We start from the raw sequence: 17283 nt of genomic DNA on the forward strand, positions 1-17283 counted from the left end.
CATGCACACGAGGCCACGGCGCCGGGCCCGCGTAGTCAAGCTGCGCAGCCGTGCAGCCTGGTGAATCCGGTATCATCTTCCTTCGTGACCAGGCCTAAAAAAGGATCAGCCATGCCCATCAAAATCAGCCAGCATTTCGATTCGGGCGCCATCGAGGTGGTGCAAGCAGAGAATGCGAAACAGATCGACCTGAACCTGCGCCGCGACAATAACGCGGACATTCACCAGTGGTTCCACTTCCGCCTGCAGGGCGCGCGTGGCCAGGCCTGCACGATCCGCTTCTTGAATGCCGGCCAGGCAACCTATCCGAAGGGCTTCGAGGACTACCAGGTCGCCGCCAGCTACGACACCGAGAACTGGTTCCGCGTGCCGACCAGTTTTGACGGGCAGGTGATGACGGTCAGTCATACGCCCGAGCTCGACAGCGTCTACTACGCCTATTTCGAGCCCTACACCTGGGAACGCCACCTGCGCCTCTTGGGCGAAGTAGCCGAAAACCCGATCGCGCGCGTGCACGACATCGGCACCACGATCGACGGCCGCGACATGAACCTGGTAGTGATCGGCAACCCTGCAGCCGAGAAAAAAATCTGGGTCATCGCACGCCAGCACCCGGGCGAGACGATGGCCGAATGGTATGTCGAAGGGCTGATGGATGCGCTGCTCGACGACGCGAATCCGATTGCGAGAAAACTCCTGCAGCGCGCCGTGTTCTACATCGTGCCGAACATGAACCCGGACGGCGCGGTGCGCGGCAACCTGCGCACCAATGCGGCCGGCGCCAACCTGAACCGCGAATGGATGACGCCGACCCTGGAACGCAGCCCGGAAGTGCTGTGCGTGAAGAACAAGATCCACGAAACCGGCGTCGACATGTTCTTCGATATCCATGGCGACGAGGCACTGCCGTACAACTTCGTCGCGGGCAACGAAATGCTGGCCGATTTCACGCCCGAGCGCGCAGCGCGCCAGAAGGCCTTCGTTGCGCAGTACATGGCGGCCAGCCCGGACTTCCAGAACGTGTATGGCTACGCCGCCAGCAAGTACAACGAAGAGCTGTTGACGCTGGCGTCGAAATACATCGGCCACACCTTCAAATGCCTGTCGCTGACCCTGGAAATGCCGTTCAAGGACAATGCCGATTTGCCCAACAGCTATACCGGCTGGAACGGCGCACGCAGCGCGGCCCTGGGCGCGGCACTGTTGCAGCCGATCCTGCAGTCGCTGGATTGCGCTGATGGGCGTTGAGATCGAGCGCAAGTTCCTGCTGGCCGGCGACGGCTGGCGGGAACTGGGCGAACCCGTCCTGCTGCGCCAGGGCTACCTCAGCGCCGACCCCGCGCGCGTGGTGCGCGTGCGCATCCAGGGCGAGGCCGCTTTCCTTACCATCAAGGGCAAGAGCCAGGGCGCCACACGCGGGGAGTGGGAATACCCGATTCCCGTGCTTGAAGCAGCCGAGCTGCTCGATACGCTGTGCCAGCAGCCTTTAGTCGAGAAATACCGCCGCCGTATTCCGGTCGGCGCGCACATCTGGGAAGTCGACGAGTTCCTCGGCGCGAATGCCGGGCTGGTCGTGGCCGAGATCGAACTGGCCAGCGAAGATGAAGCCTTCGAAAAGCCCGACTGGATCGGCGCGGAGGTCACGCACGAGGCGCGCTATTTTAATTCGAACCTGATTCGCCAGCCGTATTCCACCTGGACGGATAAAGGCTGACACGGCATCGGATTCAGATATAGGTAATATAAAACGGCACCAATTGGTGCCGTTTTTTCATCAATCCACGTTTAAAAAATCAGTGGAAGTGCTCGGTGCCGGCCGGCGTATCTTCCGGCATTTCCGCATGCACCAGTTCGCCGGTTGGATCGGCAAACAGGGGCGAGCCGCAATCGTCGCAATACTCGGCGACATACACCTCGTTGATGCGCTTGATGTGGGTGATGCCCGCTTCGTTCAGGTGCGCGGTGATCTCGTTGATCGGGCTCAAGGGGGCGGGCAGCAGGCCGCCGGCGCCGGGGCCGTCCATCGGCGTGCCTTCCTCGTCTTCCTGGCCGTACAGCGGCCAGACGATGCCGTAAACGACTTCGGCGCTCTGGCGCAGGGTGAAGCCGACGCGGTATTCGTCGATCTGGCCATCGGCTGCTTCCTCGCCGAAGCCGGCGATCACGGCGCGCAGGTCCGACGCTTCCAGGTCGAGGGTGTTGGTCAGGTAATGCACGGCGGCGCGGATCGAGATCGGGCGGATCGCCTTGTCGGCTTCGCGGCAAGCCACGTAATACGCTTCCGGCAGCAGCAGCTCGACGCCGCAGCCCGGCATCAGGCGCGCGACGTTGGCGGTGGCCTGGTCGCGCCAGGCGATGAGGGCGTTGCCGCGTTCGGCTTCGAAATTGATCTGGTGCTGGGGCTCCTGCCAGCGGAACAGCGGCGCGCCGACCGGGGCGACGATGGTTACCAGCAGATAGCGCGTATCGGCCAGGAAGGGCGCCGTTTCCGGAATGCGCACGGCCGCCTTGATGGGCGCGCCCTTGTGCGCCGCCTGCGCCAGCTTGTGGGTCAGGGCATAGGTTTCGGCATGGGTGCGCGGCAGCTGGTCGATCGCGTACAGCGTCGGCGCCATCGACATCTGCGTGCCTTCGGCCAGCAGGTGGGCCGAGAAATGGCTGGAGAGCGTGGTGAGCAGTTCGGCGGGAATCGTACCCGAGCCGATCGAGAAACGCGTCCACGCGAGAATCGGCGCGGCCACAAGCAGCGCCTGCCAGGTGACTTCGGCGCCGTCGTTGGCCTGCTCGACCATCGTCGATGATTCGCTCACCGCCTCGACACCATCCATCAGCACATCGTAGGCGGCCAGGTCGTCCTTGAACAGGGCGTTGAGCGCGGCGTCGATGCTTTCCTGATGATTGGTCTTGAGCAGTTTCTGCAGCTGCGCATCCAGTTGGCGCTCCCAGGTCCGCTCTTCGACGCGGCTGGCGGATTGCACGATAGCTTGGGCGATGCTGGAGAGACGCTGGCTTTCTGCGGAAAGTTTATTGGATGAATCTTTGGAAGGACGACGCATAGCGCTGAAGAGTCTCTTGTAAATAGGTGAGGATCAAAGTCCGAGGGGTCATGATAAACCCTTATCCCCGGTATTGTAGTTGATTCGGCCACATGCCATGAACACAACGGCCGGCGGGGCGCCCCGGGCGATGTGGCGGGAAGCGGACGTTGGAGCTTGCAGCGGGGCATGGTGGCGTCGAACAAGCCCAGCATAACTTGCCAAACTCGCCAATAGAAATCATAATGCGAATCGTTCTCATTTCTTCTCCGGTATCGCCAGTGCGGGCCGGCCGGACAGGCACACACATTCAACGATGACCATGACCACGACAGCAAGCCCAGCAGTCCAGAGCGCCACCTCCTTCATTCGCAGCCGCAAGCATGCGCGCACCAGCGCGCCTTGCCTCTCCGGCTCGGCGCTCGCAGTGCTGGCCACCCTGGTCTCGCCGCTGGCGCTGGCCGACGGCGGCAACAAGGACGTCGACCCGACGATCCCGAAAGTCGAAGTGACGGGCGCCGCGCGCCGCGACGTGCAGGCGCCGGTCGCATCAAACTCCGACAAGTTCACCGCGCCGCTGCTGGACACGCCGAAGTCGGTCACCGTCATCGGCCAGGAAGTGATCGCGCAAACGGCGGCCGTGTCCCTGACCGACGCCCTGCGTTCGGTGCCGGGCATCACCATCGGTGCGGGCGAGGGCGGCAATCCGGTCGGCGACAATGTCTTCATTCGCGGCTACAACGCCCAGACCGATACCTATGTCGACGGCATCCGCGACTCCGGCTCGCAATCGCGCGAAATCTTCAACCTCGAGCAGGTCGAAGTCGTGAAGGGCCCGAATTCGGCCTACGGCGGGCGTTCGTCGGCAGGCGGCGGCATCAACCTGATCAGCAAGTCGGCCCAGCTGGACAACTTCAGCAACGCCAGCATCGGCCTCGGTACCGACAAATACCGCCGCGTCACCGGCGACCTGAACCGCGCGCTGGGCAACAACGCCGCCTTCCGCCTGAACGTCATGGCGCACGAAGCGAACACGCCGGGCCGCGACGTCGTTGGCGGCGACCGTTGGGGCATCGCGCCAACGATGACCTTCGGCCTGAACGGTCCGACGAAAGCCATCCTCAGCTACTACCACATGCAATCAAACGAGATCCCGGACACCGGCATCCCGTTCAACAACCCCTTCGCAAGCGGCCCGAATGTCGCGCGCAACGGCGACGGCACCCCGATCAAGGTTGCCCGCGAAACCTTCTATGGCCTCGTGAACCGCGACTTCCGCGATACCGAGACCGACATCGGCACCATCGACCTGCGCCACGATTTCGGCAACAACCTGGTGCTGCGCAACGTCACGCGCTACGGCAAGTCGAAGAACGATTTCGTCTGGACCCAGCCCGACGATTCGAAGGGCAACGTGGCCCTGTACGGCACCGTCTGGCGCCGCGCCAACACCCGCGTGACCGACACCGAAACGATGGCGAATGCGACCAGCCTGTCCGGCAAGCTGACGACTGGCGGCATCAAGCACAGCTTCAACACCGGCGTGGAAATCAGCCGCGAGTCGACCGAGCGCAGTTCTTACCTGTTCACGCCGGGCACCAACAACCCGCTGACCAACACCTTTACCTGCCCGACTTCGGGCGCGGCCACGCTCTACAACTGCACGACGATCAATAACCCGAACCCGTACGACCCGTGGGTTTATACCCGCAGCGTGTCGCCGGCCCTCACCAACGTGAAGACGAATACCCGCGCCGTCTACGGTTTCGACACCATCGAATTCAATCCGCAGTGGATGCTGAACATCGGCCTGCGTTGGGACGAGTTCAAGACCGCGCTCGACACGCTGGCGGGCCCAACGACGGCCGCCACCCGCGCCCGCGTCGACACCAGCTTCACGACCTATCAGGCGGGCCTGGTCTACAAGCCAAGCACCAACGGCAGCATCTATGTCTCCTATGCCACCTCGGCCACGCCGCCGGGCAACGAGGGCGGCGACGGGCTGGATGCGCTGACGGTCGCCGTGCAGAACCTGCAGCCGCAGGAGAGCAAGAACTTCGAACTCGGCACCAAATGGGAAGTGCTCAACAGCCGCCTGTCGCTGAACGCTGCCGTGTTCAAGAGCGAGATGGACAATGCCCGCGTCACCGCACCGGACGGCACCAGCCAGAACGTCGGCCGCAAGGAATTGCAAGGCCTGGAACTGGGCTTCTCGGGCAAACTGACCAACGCCTGGCAAGTCTTCGGCGGCTATACCTTCCTGGATGGCGTGCTGGCGGACAATGGCTACCTGAACACCGGCACCACGGCCGCGCCCGTGTATGTGGTATCGCCCTACAACGGCAACGAGTTCCCGACCACGCCCAAGCACAGCGCCTCGCTCTGGACTTCATACGCGTTCAACAAGAGCCTGAGCGCAGGTCTCGGCATGAACTATGTCGACCGCGTCTATGCCAACATTAACAACACGAAATACGCGCCAAGCTATACGCGCTTCGATGCGATGGCCAGCTACACGCTCAACAAGAACGTGTCCTTCCAGCTGAACATCCAAAACCTGGGCGACAAGCTGTATTTCGACCGCGTCTCTTCGCCGCACTATGCGGGCGTTGGTCCGGGCCGTTCGGCGAGCCTGACGGCGAACCTGAAGTTCTAAGAGAATCGGATATGTTTTGCACGGCCCTCCTTGCTTGAAGCGGGGAGGGCCGTGCTTTTTGGGGGAGGAGTCAAACGATGATGCTGCACATCCCTGGCGTATTAAGCCAGGAACAGGTAACGCAAATGCGTACGCGCCTGGCGGCGACGGACTGGATCGACGGCCGCGCCAGCGTGGGCCCGCAAGGTGCGCAGGTGAAACGCAACCGCCAGCTGGCCGAAGGCTCGCCTCTCGCCCTCGAACTGGGGCAAATAGTCAGCGCAGCGCTGATGGCGCACCCGCTGTTCTTTTCCAGCGCGCTGCCGCTGCGCATCCTCGCGCCTTATTTCAACAGCTATGGCGGCGGCGAGCATTACGGCCTGCACGTGGACGGCGCGATCCGCGCCCAGCGGCCCGGCTTGCCGGCCATTCGCGCCGACGTCTCGACGACCGTCTTCCTGAGCGAGCCCGACGAATACGAGGGCGGCGAGCTGGTCGTGGTCGACGCCTACGGCACCCATGAAGTCAAACTGCCGGCAGGCGACGCCATCGTCTATCCCTCGGGCAGCCTGCACCAGGTGCTGCCGGTGACCAGCGGCGAACGCATCGCCTCCTTTCTCTGGACCCAGAGCATGGTGCGCGACGACGCCAAACGCGCCATGCTGTTCGAGCTCGACACCAACATCCAGGCGCTGCGCGCCGCGCACGGCGAGTCCGAAGCGACGGTCGGTTTGACCGGGCATTATCACAACCTGCTGCGCATGTGGGCCGAGGTCTGATGGCGCTCGTCTTGAGCCCGCCGACGCTGGCCGACGCCGAGGCCCTGTTCGCCTTTGAGCTGGAAAATCGCGCATTTTTCGAAGCCACGATCAACGCGCGGCCTGCCTCCTACTATTCGGCAGATGGCGTCGCGGAGGCGATAAAAAAGGCCATGCAGGATGCTGCGGACGATCTCGGCTACCAGTTCCTGGTGAAGGACGACGGGCAGATCGTCGGACGCATCAACCTCAGCAGCGTGCGGCGCGCCCATTTCCACAGCGCAGTGCTTGGCTACCGGATCGGGCAAGCTGCCTGCGGCAGGGGCCATGCGGGCGAAGCGGTGCGCCAGGTGCTGGGCATTGCCTTCGGCGCGCTGGGCCTGGCCAGGATCGAAGCCGATTGCCGGGTCGCGAACGCGGCCTCGGCACGTGTCCTGCTGCGCAATGGTTTTACGCAGTACGGACAGTCGCGGCGCAGTTTCGAGATGAAAGGCGTGTGGTATGACCGCCTGCATTTTGAATGCCACGCGACCCCAAGCGCAGGGACGTAGGGTGGGCGGGTTTCCCGCCCACGCGTTCAACGCACGGGTGATCTGTCGCGACGGATTACGGTTCGGTTGAACGCGTGGGCGGCAGAGCCGCCCACCCTACGTCCTGCCGCAAACGTCAGTGGAAAAATAAAAAGGGCTGGAACCCATCAAGGTTCCAGCCCTTTTTGTTGACTCTCAGGTTCGCCATCCGGCGCGCCTGAGAGTGCCTTTGCTTACTTCATTACGCAGCCAGCAGCTGGCGCAGCACGAACGGCAGGATGCCGCCATGCTTGTAGTAGTCGACTTCGATCGGGGTGTCGATACGCAGCAGGACTTGCACTTCCTGGGTGTCGCCGTTTTCGCGGTGGATCACCAGGGTGGCCAGTTGTTGCGGCTTGATCTCGCCTTCCAGGCCCTTCAGGTCGAAGATTTCCTTGCCGGTGATGCCCAGGGTTTCGACGCTGTCGGTGCCGATGAATTGCAGCGGCAGCACGCCCATGCCGACCAGGTTCGAGCGGTGGATGCGCTCGTACGAACGCACGACCACGGCCTTCACGCCCAGCAGCTGGGTGCCCTTGGCTGCCCAGTCGCGCGACGAGCCGGTGCCGTACTCTTCGCCGCCGAAGATCATGGTCGGGGTGCCGGCGGCCACGTACTGCATGGCTGCGTCATAGATCGACATCTGTTCGCCGCTCGGCTGGTGGATCGTGATGCCGCCTTCGACTGCCGAACCGTCAGGCTTGGCCGGGATCATCTTGTTCTTGATGCGCACGTTCGCAAACGTACCGCGCATCATGATCTCGTGGTTGCCGCGGCGCGAGCCGTAGGAGTTGAAGTCGGCCTTGAGTACGCCGTGATCCTTCAGCCACTTGCCTGCAGGACCGTCTTCCTTGATCGAACCGGCCGGGGAGATGTGGTCGGTGGTGATCGAGTCGCCGAACACGCCCAGTGCACGGGCGCCGGAGATGCCGGTGGCGGCCGCTTTCGGGGTCATCTCGAAGTCGGCGAAGAACGGTGGTTCGGCGATGTAGGTCGACTCAGGCCAGTTGTAGACCTGGCCTTCGGTCGTCGACACGCGCTCCCACAGTTCGCCCGGGTTGCCCTTGACGTCCGCGTAGTTCTTCTTGAACACTTCCGAGTTCATCGCGAAGCGCATCAGTGCGCCGATTTCCTGGCTGGTTGGCCAGATGTCGCCCAGGTAGACGTCGACACCGTTGGTGTCGCGGCCGACTGGTTCCGTCATCAGGTCGCGCGTCATGTTGCCGGCGATCGCGTAAGCGACGACCAGCGGTGGCGAGGCCAGGAAGTTCGAACGGATGTTCGGGTGGATACGTGCTTCGAAGTTACGGTTGCCCGACAGGACAGCCGACGCGACGATGTCGTTCTCGACGATCGTGGCGTTCAGTTCCGGGGTCAGGTCGCCGGCATTGCCGATGCAGGTGGTACAGCCGTAGGCGGTCACGCCAAAGCCCAGCTTGTCCAGGTAAGGCAGCAGGCCTGCGGCGGTCAGGTACTCGGTGACCACGCGCGAGCCAGGGGCCAGCGAGGACTTGATGTGCGGAGCGACCGTCAGGCCGCGCTCGACGGCTTTCTTGGCCAGCAGGCCCGCAGCCAGCAGCACGCTCGGGTTCGAGGTGTTGGTGCACGAGGTGATCGCGGCGATCAGGATGTCGCCATTCTTCACGCGCACGCCGTTGGTCGTCTCGTAGACCTTCGACAGGTCCTCGTGCGCCTTGTTGAAGCCGTTCTCGGTGGTCGGCTTGCTGAACAGTTCGGTGAAGTTGTTCTTCACGTTGCCCAGTTCAATACGGTCCTGTGGACGCTTGGGACCTGCCAGCGATGGCGTGACGGTCGACAGGTCGAGGTGGACGACGCGGGTGTAGTCGATCTCGCCGGCTTGCGGGATGCCGAACATGCCCTGCGCCTTGTAGTAGTTCTCGAAGGCGGCCAGTTCTTCTTCGGTACGGCCGGTGCCGCGGAAGTAGTCGACGGTCGCTTCGTCGACCGGGAAGAAGCCCATGGTCGCGCCGTATTCCGGCGCCATGTTGGCGATGGTCGCGCGGTCGGTGGTCGACAGCGAACGGGTGCCTTCGCCGAAGAACTCGACGAACTTGCCGACGACTTTCTCTTTACGCAGCAGTTCGGTGACGGTCAGCACCAGGTCGGTCGCGGTGCAGCCTTCGCGCAGCTTGCCGGTCAGGTTCACGCCGATGACGTCCGGGGTCAGGAAATAGACCGGCTGGCCCAGCATGCCGGCTTCGGCTTCGATGCCGCCCACGCCCCAGCCGACGACGCCGACGCCGTTGATCATGGTGGTGTGCGAGTCGGTGCCGACCAGGGTGTCAGGGTAATAGGTGTCGCCTTGCTTCATGACGCCGCGCGCCAGGTATTCCAGGTTGACCTGGTGGACGATGCCGAAGCCCGGCGGCACGACGCCGAAGGTGTCGAAGGCTTGCATGCCCCACTTCATGAACTGGTAGCGCTCGTTGTTGCGCGAGAATTCCAGCTTCATGTTCAGGTCGAGCGCGTTCGGCTCACGGAAGTGGTCGATCGTGACCGAGTGGTCGACGACCAGGTCGACCGGCACCAGCGGCTCGATCTTCTTGGCATCGACGCCCATCTTGTTGGCGACGTTGCGCATCGCGGCCAGGTCGGCCAGCAGTGGCACGCCGGTGAAATCCTGCAGCACGACGCGGGCAACGACGAAAGGAATCTCGTCGGTGCGCTCGGCGGTCGCGGCCCAGTTGGCTACCTGGCGGACGTGTTCTTCGGTGACCTTTTTGCCGTCGCAGTTACGCAGCACGGATTCGAGGACGATACGGATCGACACCGGCAGGCGCGACAGGTTCACGCCCAGGCTTTCGCCCAGCGCCGGCAGCGAATAGAACTGGCCGGACTGGCCCGCGCTCAGCGGGAAATCCTTCAGCGTGTTGAGGGTGTTGCGAGACATAAGCTCTCCTTCAGTGGGGTTTCTTGTTATTGCTTCAATAAACGAATATCGGGCAACGGGGTTGATGCGTCAGCTATTCTTCAGTTCCGACGCCGCCGATACCAGCGGCTTGCTTTGCTCGGCGCTCTTGCATTCATTGGCCAGCTGGCGGTTCAGGCGCGAGTCGAGCAGGATGCCCTTCGACGGGATGCCGATCCAGACCAGGCGGAAATTGGTGTTCTCGAAACGCAGCGCGCCGGTGGTCGTGCCGACCCGTTCCAGGCGGTGCAGGCGCTTCTTCCAACGCAGCGCGATGTGCGCGTCGTCTTTTTCGTTGGTGTAGATCGTGACCTTGTTATTGAGTTCGCACGTGTACTCGGTCACGACGGTGTCGGTGATGTCCGGTTCGGCTTCGTCGGCCGGGGCCCAGTTGTCTTCGGCTGCCGCGGCGGCCTTCTTTGGTTTGGCTTTCGACGCCGCTGCTTTTTTCGCCTTCAGGACGTCTTCGGCCTTCGGGTGGTTTTTCTCTGGAGCTGCGAACGCGGCGGCGGTCGCTACCGAGGCGTTGCACAGGCCGAGGGACGCAAGCACGAAGGCGCCGGCGGCGAGGATGGAGGTAGGGGAGGTGGCCATTAGTTCGATTCCGTTTGGTTGACGATTGCCGCCGCGGATTCGGGCAGCGCCAGGCCGGCCAGCTTCGCGCGCTGCAAAACGGTCCAATAATATCGGTAGCTGGCGCGGTCATGCAAGCGCCCATGTTGAGCGATCGGCCCCCAGTTCACCGCCATCGCCTCCTGCAAAATCGTGGTGGCTTCGTTTACTTCCGACAAGCGGGGCGTAAACGCCTTGACGACGGGTTTGATCTGGTCCGGATGGATGCTCCACATGCGCGTGAAACCGAATTCGGCGCCGGCGCGTTGTGCATCGTTTGCCACAATCGCGCTGTCTTTGATCTCGGTCGTCACATTATGGGAGGCCACCTTGCCGTGCGCATGACATGCCGCAACCATCTCCAGCTTGGCGCGGACAACTAATGGGTGAGTAAACTGTCCCGGCGTGCGCATCGCGCTGGCCGGAATCGCACCGAAGTGCGCGGAAACGAAATCCATGATGCCGAAGGACAGGCACTCGACCTGGGGCAGGGCGGCAATCTCGTAAGCATCGTGCAAGGCGCCGTGGGTTTCGATCAGCACGTGCACGGGCAGGGCCGGGCGGCCGTTCGGCACGGCGACGCGGTTAATTATCTCCAATGCGCGCCGCACGTCGTCGATGCCGTTCGGTTTTGGCAGGACGATATAGGCCAGGCGCGTGGCCGCGGCGCCGACGATGGCGACCACGTCCTGCACGAAGTGCGGGCTGTCGATGTCGTGCAGGCGTACGCCGATGCGGTTGTGGTGGTTGTCCTCGCTATTGACGAGCGCGGCGACCAGCTGCGCGTGCGCCGCTTCGGTACCGGCGGCGGCGCCGTCCTCGCAGTCGAAGGTGATGTCGAAGACGGGGCCAAGCTCTTGTTGCAGGGCCATCGACTTGCGCATCAGCTTCTCCGAGCCGCAATAGTGATCGCAGGCGGGAAGCAGGAGCGGCTGGCGTTTGCCCTGGAATAAAACCTCGGAAGGATGCATGGTTGTCAGTTGAAGACGGATATAAGCAAAAGCGAAAAAGCCGTGCCGCGAAAGGCGGCACGGCTTGGTCGGCGGATGGCCGGCTTGGCCGGTTTCATCCGCCGTTGGTAACTCAGGCCAGCAGGTGCGCCACGCCTTCGCGTTCTTCGGTCAGTTCCTTGAGCGTCAGGTTGATGCGCTCTTGCGAGAACGCGTCGATTTCCAGGCCCTGGACGATGGTGTACTCGCCGTTTTCAACGGTGACAGGGAAGCCGAACATGGTGTCCTTCGGGATGCCGTAGGAACCATCCGATGGGATGCCCATCGTGGTCCACTTGCCGCCCGTGCCGACGTGCCAGTCGTGCATGTGGTCGATCGCCGCGTTGGCGGCCGACGCTGCCGACGACAGGCCGCGCGCTTCGATGATCGCCGCGCCGCGCTTGCCGACGGTTGGCAGGAAGACGTCGCGGTTCCATGCGTCGTCGTTGATCATGTCCTTGACAGACTTGCCGTCGATGGTGGCGAAGCGGTAGTCGGCGTACATGGTTGGCGAGTGGTTGCCCCAGACGGCCAGCTTCTCGATCGACGACACAGGCTTGCCGGTCTTGGCAGCCACTTGCGACAGGGCGCGGTTGTGGTCCAGGCGCAGCATGGCAGTGAAGTTCTTCGCTGGCAGCGAAGGAGCCGATTTCATCGCGATATAGGCGTTGGTGTTGGCAGGGTTGCCGACCACCAGCACGCGCACGTTGCGCGAAGCGACGGCGTCGAGCGCCTTGCCCTGCACCGTGAAGATCTGGGCGTTCGCTTCCAGCAGGTCCTTGCGTTCCATGCCAGGGCCGCGTGGACGCGCGCCAACCAGCAGGGCGTAGTCGACGTCCTTGAAGGCTTCCATCGGGTCCGAGTGCGCGGTCATGCCGGCCAGCAGCGGGAAGGCGCAGTCGTCGATTTCCATCATGACGCCCTTCAGGGCCTTCTGTGCTTTTTCGTTGTCGATTTCGAGCAGTTGCAGGATGACCGGCTGGTCTTTGCCCAGCATGTCGCCGTTAGCGATACGGAACAGCAGCGAATAGCCGATCTGGCCGGCAGCGCCGGTAACGGCAACGCGCAGTGGGGTTTTAGCCATGATGAATCTCCAAAAGTGGGAATGAAAACGGTCGAAGCCGAGGATACGCCTGTCCCCGAGCGTCAGCCGGGGAAAACTCCAATGATACCAAAACCGGGCTCTCTTCTTGCGGGTGTCCGACGTGCAGCACGAGGCCTTCGCGGATACCCGGTCGACCGCGAGTGTAGTCCTCGCCCGTGCCGCCGTCAATCCATATCATATGTCTTATATAAGACACATGTGTTGCCACATGGTCACTGGACGGAAGGGGGCTTTTGTGGTGAAATCGTGGTCTATGAATTCCGTCCCGACCAACCCTGCCGGCGAGGGCCCAGGCAGCAATGCCTCGCCATCGTTCCGTCCGCTGTACCAGCAGATCAAGGCGCTCATCACGCAGAGCCTGCAATCCGGAGAATGGAAACCCGGCGAGCTGATGCCGAGCGAAGTCGAGCTTGCCGTGCGTTTCAAGGTCAGCCAGGGCACGGTGCGCAAAGCCATCGACGAGCTCGCGGCCGAGAACCTGGTCGTGCGCCGGCAGGGCAAGGGTACCTTTGTTGCCACCCATCACGAAGAGCGCGCCCACTTCCGTTTCCTCAAGCTCATGCCCGACGAGGGCGTGCCCCACCATCCCGACAACCGCATCATCGAAGTCAAGCGCATCCGTGCGCCGGCCGAGGTGACGCGCCTGCTCGAGCTGAAATCGGGCGACGCCGTGGTCTACATCAAGCGCCTGATGTCCTTCGACGGCGCGCCGACCATCCTCGAGGAGCTGTGGCTGCCGGGGCAGGTGTTCAAGGGGCTGACGGCCGAACGCCTGGTCGAGTACAAGGGTCCAATGTATGGCCTGTTCGAGTCGGAATTCGGCACGCGCATGATCCGCGCGACGGAAAAGATTCGCGCGGTCGGGGCCGATTCGGTGGCGGCGCAGTATCTGAACGTACCAGAGGGCACGCCCCTGCTGGTGGCGGACCGGGTGTCGTTCACCTACGGCGACCGGCCGGTCGAGCTGCGCCGGGGCTTGTACCTGACCGCGCAGCACCATTACCAGAACAATTTGTCGTAAGCGGCGCCGATCTGGGCGCCTTCGGCACGTTCCCAGCTATGCGTATAAAATATGTTGTTAGCAAGCAAGCGCCGAACAAAACCCGGTTCAGCATTTGTCCCGCCAATATTCCGCACACGGATCTTGGTGCGCCGCAAAAAATCGGCGAAAATTAAGGGTTAATCACATTTTGTCAGTTAAGGGAGGTGTTGTATGTCCGAAGCCGTGAGAGAGGCCACAAAAAAAGGACGGCCGGAGTTCCGTAACATCCACATTACGGATATCACTACGAAGTACAAGATGCCGCCGTCGGCGATCGTCTCGATCCTGCACCGCGTCAGCGGTTTCGGCATTTTCCTGATGTTGCCGTTCCTGCTGTACCTGCTGCAGGAAAGCCTGCGTTCGGAAATTTCGTACTACCACTTCGGTGGCATTGTTGACAACATCTTCACCAAGATCATCCTGCTCGGTTTGATTTGGGCCTACGCGCACCACTTCACCGCCGGCATCCGTCACCTGTTCATGGACAACCACATGGCCCTGGACAAGGACGCAGCCCAGAAGACCGCACGCTGGGTGCTGGTCATCAGCCTGGTCCTGACTGCGCTCTGCGGTCTGAAACTGTTCGGAGTTTTCTAACATGGCAAAGAAGAACAATATCGGCGTTAATCGCATGGTCGTCGGCGCGCACTATGGCGTGCGCGACTGGCTGGCACAGCGCGTCACCGCGATCGTCATGGTCGTCTATACCCTGGTCCTGCTGGGCACCTTCCTGACCGCACAGAATTTCACCTACGAAGGCTGGGCGTCGCTGTTCTCGCGCCAGTGGTTCAAGCTCTTCTCGCTCGTCACCTTCTTCGGCCTGTACTACCACGTCTGGGTCGGCATGCGTGATATCTGGATGGACTACGTCAAAAATGCCGGCATCAAGCTGGCCTTGCAGTTCGCTACCGTGCTCTGGCTGCTCGCCTGCGCCGCCTGGACTGTGCAAATTCTCTGGAGTGTGTAATCGTGGCAGCCATTAAAACTGCAATCCCTACCCGCCGCTTCGATGCGGTCATCGTCGGCGCCGGCGGTTCCGGCATGCGCGCCTCGCTGCAGCTGGCCGAAGCCGGCCTGAACGTCGCCGTGCTGTCGAAAGTCTTCCCGACCCGCTCGCACACGGTTGCCGCGCAGGGCGGTATCGGTGCTTCGCTGGGCAACATGAGCGAAGACGACTGGTACTGGCACATGTTCGACACCGTCAAGGGCGGCGACTACCTGGGCGACCAGGATGCGATCGAATTCATGTGCCGCGAAGCACCAAAGGTCGTCTACGAACTCGAACACTTCGGCATGCCGTTCGACCGTAACCCGGACGGCACGATTTACCAGCGTCCGTTCGGCGGCCACACCGCCAATTTCGGCGAGAAGCCGGTCCAGCGCGCCTGCGCCGCTGCCGACCGCACCGGCCACGCGCTGCTGCACACGCTGTACCAGCGTAACGTCCGCGCCCGCACCCACTTCTTCGTCGAATGGATGGCCCTGGACGTGGTGCGCGATGCCGACGGCGACGTCATCGGCGTGATCGCGCTGGAGATGGAAACCGGCGACACGATGATCCTGGAAGCGAAGACCACCATCTTCGCCACCGGTGGCGCCGGCCGCATCTTCGCCGCATCGACCAACGCCTTCATCAACACCGGCGACGGCATGGGCATGGCGGCACGCGCCGGCCTGCCTCTGCAGGACATGGAATTCTGGCAGTTCCACCCGACCGGCGTGTCCGGCGCGGGCGTCCTCATCACCGAGGGTGTGCGTGGCGAAGGCGGTATCCTGATCAACTCGCAGGGCGAACGCTTCATGGAGCGCTATGCGCCAACCCTGAAGGACCTGGCGCCACGCGACTTCGTCTCGCGTTCGATGGACCAGGAAATCAAGGAAGGCCGCGGCTGCGGTCCGAACAAGGACCACGTGCTGCTCGACCTGCGCCACATCGGCGCCGACACGATCAAGAAGCGCCTGCCTTCGATCCTGGAAATCGGCCACAAGTTCGCCAACGTCGACGCGACCAAGGAACCGATTCCTGTCGTGCCGACGATTCACTACCAGATGGGCGGCATCCCGACCAACATCCACGGCCAGGTCGTCACGCCTGACCTCGTGAATGGCGGCCAGAAGGTTGTCAACGGCCTCTACGCCATCGGCGAATGCGCCTGCGTCTCGGTCCACGGCGCCAACCGCCTCGGCACCAACTCGCTGCTCGACCTGCTGGTCTTCGGCCGCGCCGCCGGCAACCACGTCGTCGCGTCGAACCTGAAGGCGCAGTCGAACAAGCCGCTGCCAAGCGACGCTGCCGACTTCGCAATGGATCGCCTGAACCGCCTCGAGACCTCGACCGGCTCGGAAAAAGTGCAGGGCGTCGCCAACGACATCCGCGCCACGATGCAGAAGTACTGCGGCGTGTTCCGTACCGATGCGCTGCTGACCCAGGGCGTGAAGGAAATCATGGTCCTCGACGAGCGCCGCAAACACGTCTCGTTCAAGGACAAGTCGAAGGTCTTCAACACCGCGCGCGTCGAAGCGCTCGAACTGGACAACCTGATCGAGACCGCGAAAGCGACCATCGTTTCGGCCCAGGCTAGGAAAGAGTCGCGCGGCGCCCACGCGCACAGCGACTTCGAGACGCGCGACGACGCCAACTGGATGAAGCACACCCTGTTCTACTCGGAAGGCAACCGCCTCGAGTACAAGGAAGTGAGGCAGAAGCCGCTGACCGTCGACACCTTCAAGCCGAAGGCCCGTACTTTCTAATTAGTTTTTTAGCCCGGGAGGCGGGCTTTGACCTCCTTCCGGGCTTTAATAAAGACATAGGTAAAACATGGCACGCACAGTCCACCTGAAGATCTACCGCTACGATCCGGACAAGGATTCGAAGCCTTACATGCAAGACGTCACCGTCGAACTGCAAGACACCGACAAGATGCTGCTCGACGCACTGCAGCGCATCAAGTCGGACGTCGACGATTCGCTGGCCCTGCGCCGCTCGTGCCGCGAAGGCGTCTGCGGTTCGGACGCAATGAACATCAACGGCAAGAACGGCCTGGCCTGCACGACCAACCTGAACGAACTGACCCAGCCGATCGTGCTGCGTCCGCTGCCGGGCCTGCCGGTCGTGCGCGACCTGATCGTCGACATGACCCAGTTCTTCAAGCAGTACAACTCGGTCAAGCCTTACCTGATCAACGACTCGATCCGCCCTGAAAAAGAGCGCCTCCAGTCGCCGGAAGAGCGCGAAGAGCTCGACGGCCTGTACGAGTGCATCCTGTGCGCCTGCTGCTCGACCTCGTGCCCGTCGTTCTGGTGGAACCCGGACAAGTTCGTCGGCCCGGCCGGCCTGCTGCAGGCCTACCGCTTCATCGCCGACTCGCGCGACGAAGCCACCGCGGAGCGCCTGGACAACCTGGAAGACCCATACCGCCTGTTCCGCTGCCACTCGATCATGAACTGTACGGACGTCTGCCCGAAGGGCCTGAATCCGAACAAGGCGATTGGCAAGATCAAGGAATTGCTGGTTCGCCGGGCGATCTAAGGCGTTTGATTTGATGGTGAAACCGCGTGGGCGCGGAGTGCCCACCCTACGAAACCCGCGGCCGTCGCGTAACGTAGGGT

Annotated in this window: 15 protein-coding genes; 10 read left to right on the forward strand and 5 right to left on the reverse strand. The window is 62.6% G+C overall.

Annotation, left to right across the window (positions count from 1 at the left end):
* Positions 1–111: 111 nt before the first annotated feature.
* On the forward strand, positions 112–1248 hold the full coding sequence (locus NMB41_RS07715; RefSeq protein ID WP_494381885.1) for a M14 family metallopeptidase: 1137 nt from the start codon (positions 112–114) through the stop codon (positions 1246–1248).
* Positions 1238–1714 carry a CYTH domain-containing protein gene (locus NMB41_RS07720; protein ID WP_494381886.1) on the forward strand — a complete coding sequence of 159 codons (477 nt, stop codon included), beginning with the start codon at positions 1238–1240 and terminating at the stop codon, positions 1712–1714. The genes NMB41_RS07715 and NMB41_RS07720 overlap by 11 nt, the downstream gene beginning before the upstream one ends.
* A gap of 79 nt (positions 1715–1793) precedes the next feature.
* Here the strand turns inward: NMB41_RS07720 and NMB41_RS07725 are convergent, their stop codons facing one another.
* Positions 1794–3056: a DUF2863 family protein gene (locus tag NMB41_RS07725; protein ID WP_494381887.1), complete on the reverse strand. Its 1263-nt coding sequence runs from the start codon at positions 3054–3056 to the stop codon at positions 1794–1796.
* 301 nt (positions 3057–3357) lie between these two features.
* Between NMB41_RS07725 and NMB41_RS07730 the strand changes: the two genes are divergently transcribed.
* From NMB41_RS07730 to NMB41_RS07740, 3 genes are all read left to right on the forward strand, one after another.
* Positions 3358–5691 (forward strand): TonB-dependent receptor, encoded by a 2334-nt coding sequence (locus NMB41_RS07730; protein ID WP_494381888.1) that lies wholly within the window; start codon positions 3358–3360, stop codon positions 5689–5691.
* 77 nt (positions 5692–5768) lie between these two features.
* Positions 5769–6449 (forward strand): Fe2+-dependent dioxygenase, encoded by a 681-nt coding sequence (locus tag NMB41_RS07735; RefSeq protein ID WP_494381889.1) that lies wholly within the window; start codon positions 5769–5771, stop codon positions 6447–6449.
* Positions 6449–6979, forward strand: a complete 531-nt coding sequence (locus NMB41_RS07740; protein WP_494381890.1) for a GNAT family N-acetyltransferase — start codon at positions 6449–6451, stop codon at positions 6977–6979. The genes NMB41_RS07735 and NMB41_RS07740 overlap by 1 nt, the downstream gene beginning before the upstream one ends.
* Before the next feature lie 220 nt (positions 6980–7199).
* Here the strand turns inward: NMB41_RS07740 and acnA are convergent, their stop codons facing one another.
* The 4 genes from acnA to NMB41_RS07760 form a co-directional block, all read right to left on the reverse strand.
* Positions 7200–9908, reverse strand: a complete 2709-nt coding sequence (gene acnA / locus NMB41_RS07745) for an aconitate hydratase AcnA (RefSeq protein ID WP_494381891.1) — start codon at positions 9906–9908, stop codon at positions 7200–7202.
* 69 nt (positions 9909–9977) lie between these two features.
* Positions 9978–10520 carry a hypothetical protein gene (locus NMB41_RS07750; protein ID WP_494381892.1) on the reverse strand — a complete coding sequence of 181 codons (543 nt, stop codon included), beginning with the start codon at positions 10518–10520 and terminating at the stop codon, positions 9978–9980.
* Positions 10520–11509, reverse strand: a complete 990-nt coding sequence (locus NMB41_RS07755) for an HpcH/HpaI aldolase/citrate lyase family protein (protein WP_494381893.1) — start codon at positions 11507–11509, stop codon at positions 10520–10522. Before NMB41_RS07755 ends, NMB41_RS07750 begins: the two co-directional genes overlap by 1 nt.
* Positions 11510–11621: 112 nt before the next feature.
* Positions 11622–12611, reverse strand: coding sequence for a malate dehydrogenase (locus NMB41_RS07760; RefSeq protein WP_494381894.1), 990 nt, complete (start codon positions 12609–12611; stop codon positions 11622–11624).
* A 274-nt stretch (positions 12612–12885) separates the two neighbouring features.
* Here NMB41_RS07760 and NMB41_RS07765 point away from each other — a divergent pair, with 274 nt between their 5' ends.
* The 5 genes from NMB41_RS07765 (at position 12886) to NMB41_RS07785 (ending at position 17203) form a co-directional block, all read left to right on the forward strand.
* Positions 12886–13653, forward strand: coding sequence for a GntR family transcriptional regulator (locus NMB41_RS07765; RefSeq protein WP_494381895.1), 768 nt, complete (start codon positions 12886–12888; stop codon positions 13651–13653).
* A 192-nt stretch (positions 13654–13845) separates the two neighbouring features.
* The gene (gene sdhC / locus NMB41_RS07770) at positions 13846–14271 is read left to right on the forward strand and encodes a succinate dehydrogenase, cytochrome b556 subunit (RefSeq protein WP_494381896.1); all 426 of its coding nucleotides are present in this window, start codon (positions 13846–13848) and stop codon (positions 14269–14271) included.
* 1 nt (position 14272) lies between these two features.
* Entirely contained in the window at positions 14273–14641 is a 369-nt protein-coding gene (gene sdhD, locus NMB41_RS07775; RefSeq protein WP_494381897.1) for a succinate dehydrogenase, hydrophobic membrane anchor protein, read from the forward strand.
* Positions 14642–14643: 2 nt separating this feature from the next.
* Positions 14644–16425 (forward strand): succinate dehydrogenase flavoprotein subunit, encoded by a 1782-nt coding sequence (gene sdhA / locus NMB41_RS07780; protein WP_494381898.1) that lies wholly within the window; start codon positions 14644–14646, stop codon positions 16423–16425.
* Between the two features lie 67 nt (positions 16426–16492).
* Positions 16493–17203, forward strand: a complete 711-nt coding sequence (locus NMB41_RS07785; RefSeq protein ID WP_494381899.1) for a succinate dehydrogenase iron-sulfur subunit — start codon at positions 16493–16495, stop codon at positions 17201–17203.
* Positions 17204–17283: the final 80 nt, after the last annotated feature.

This window comes from Massilia sp. FBCC-B171, from assembly GCF_059134155.1.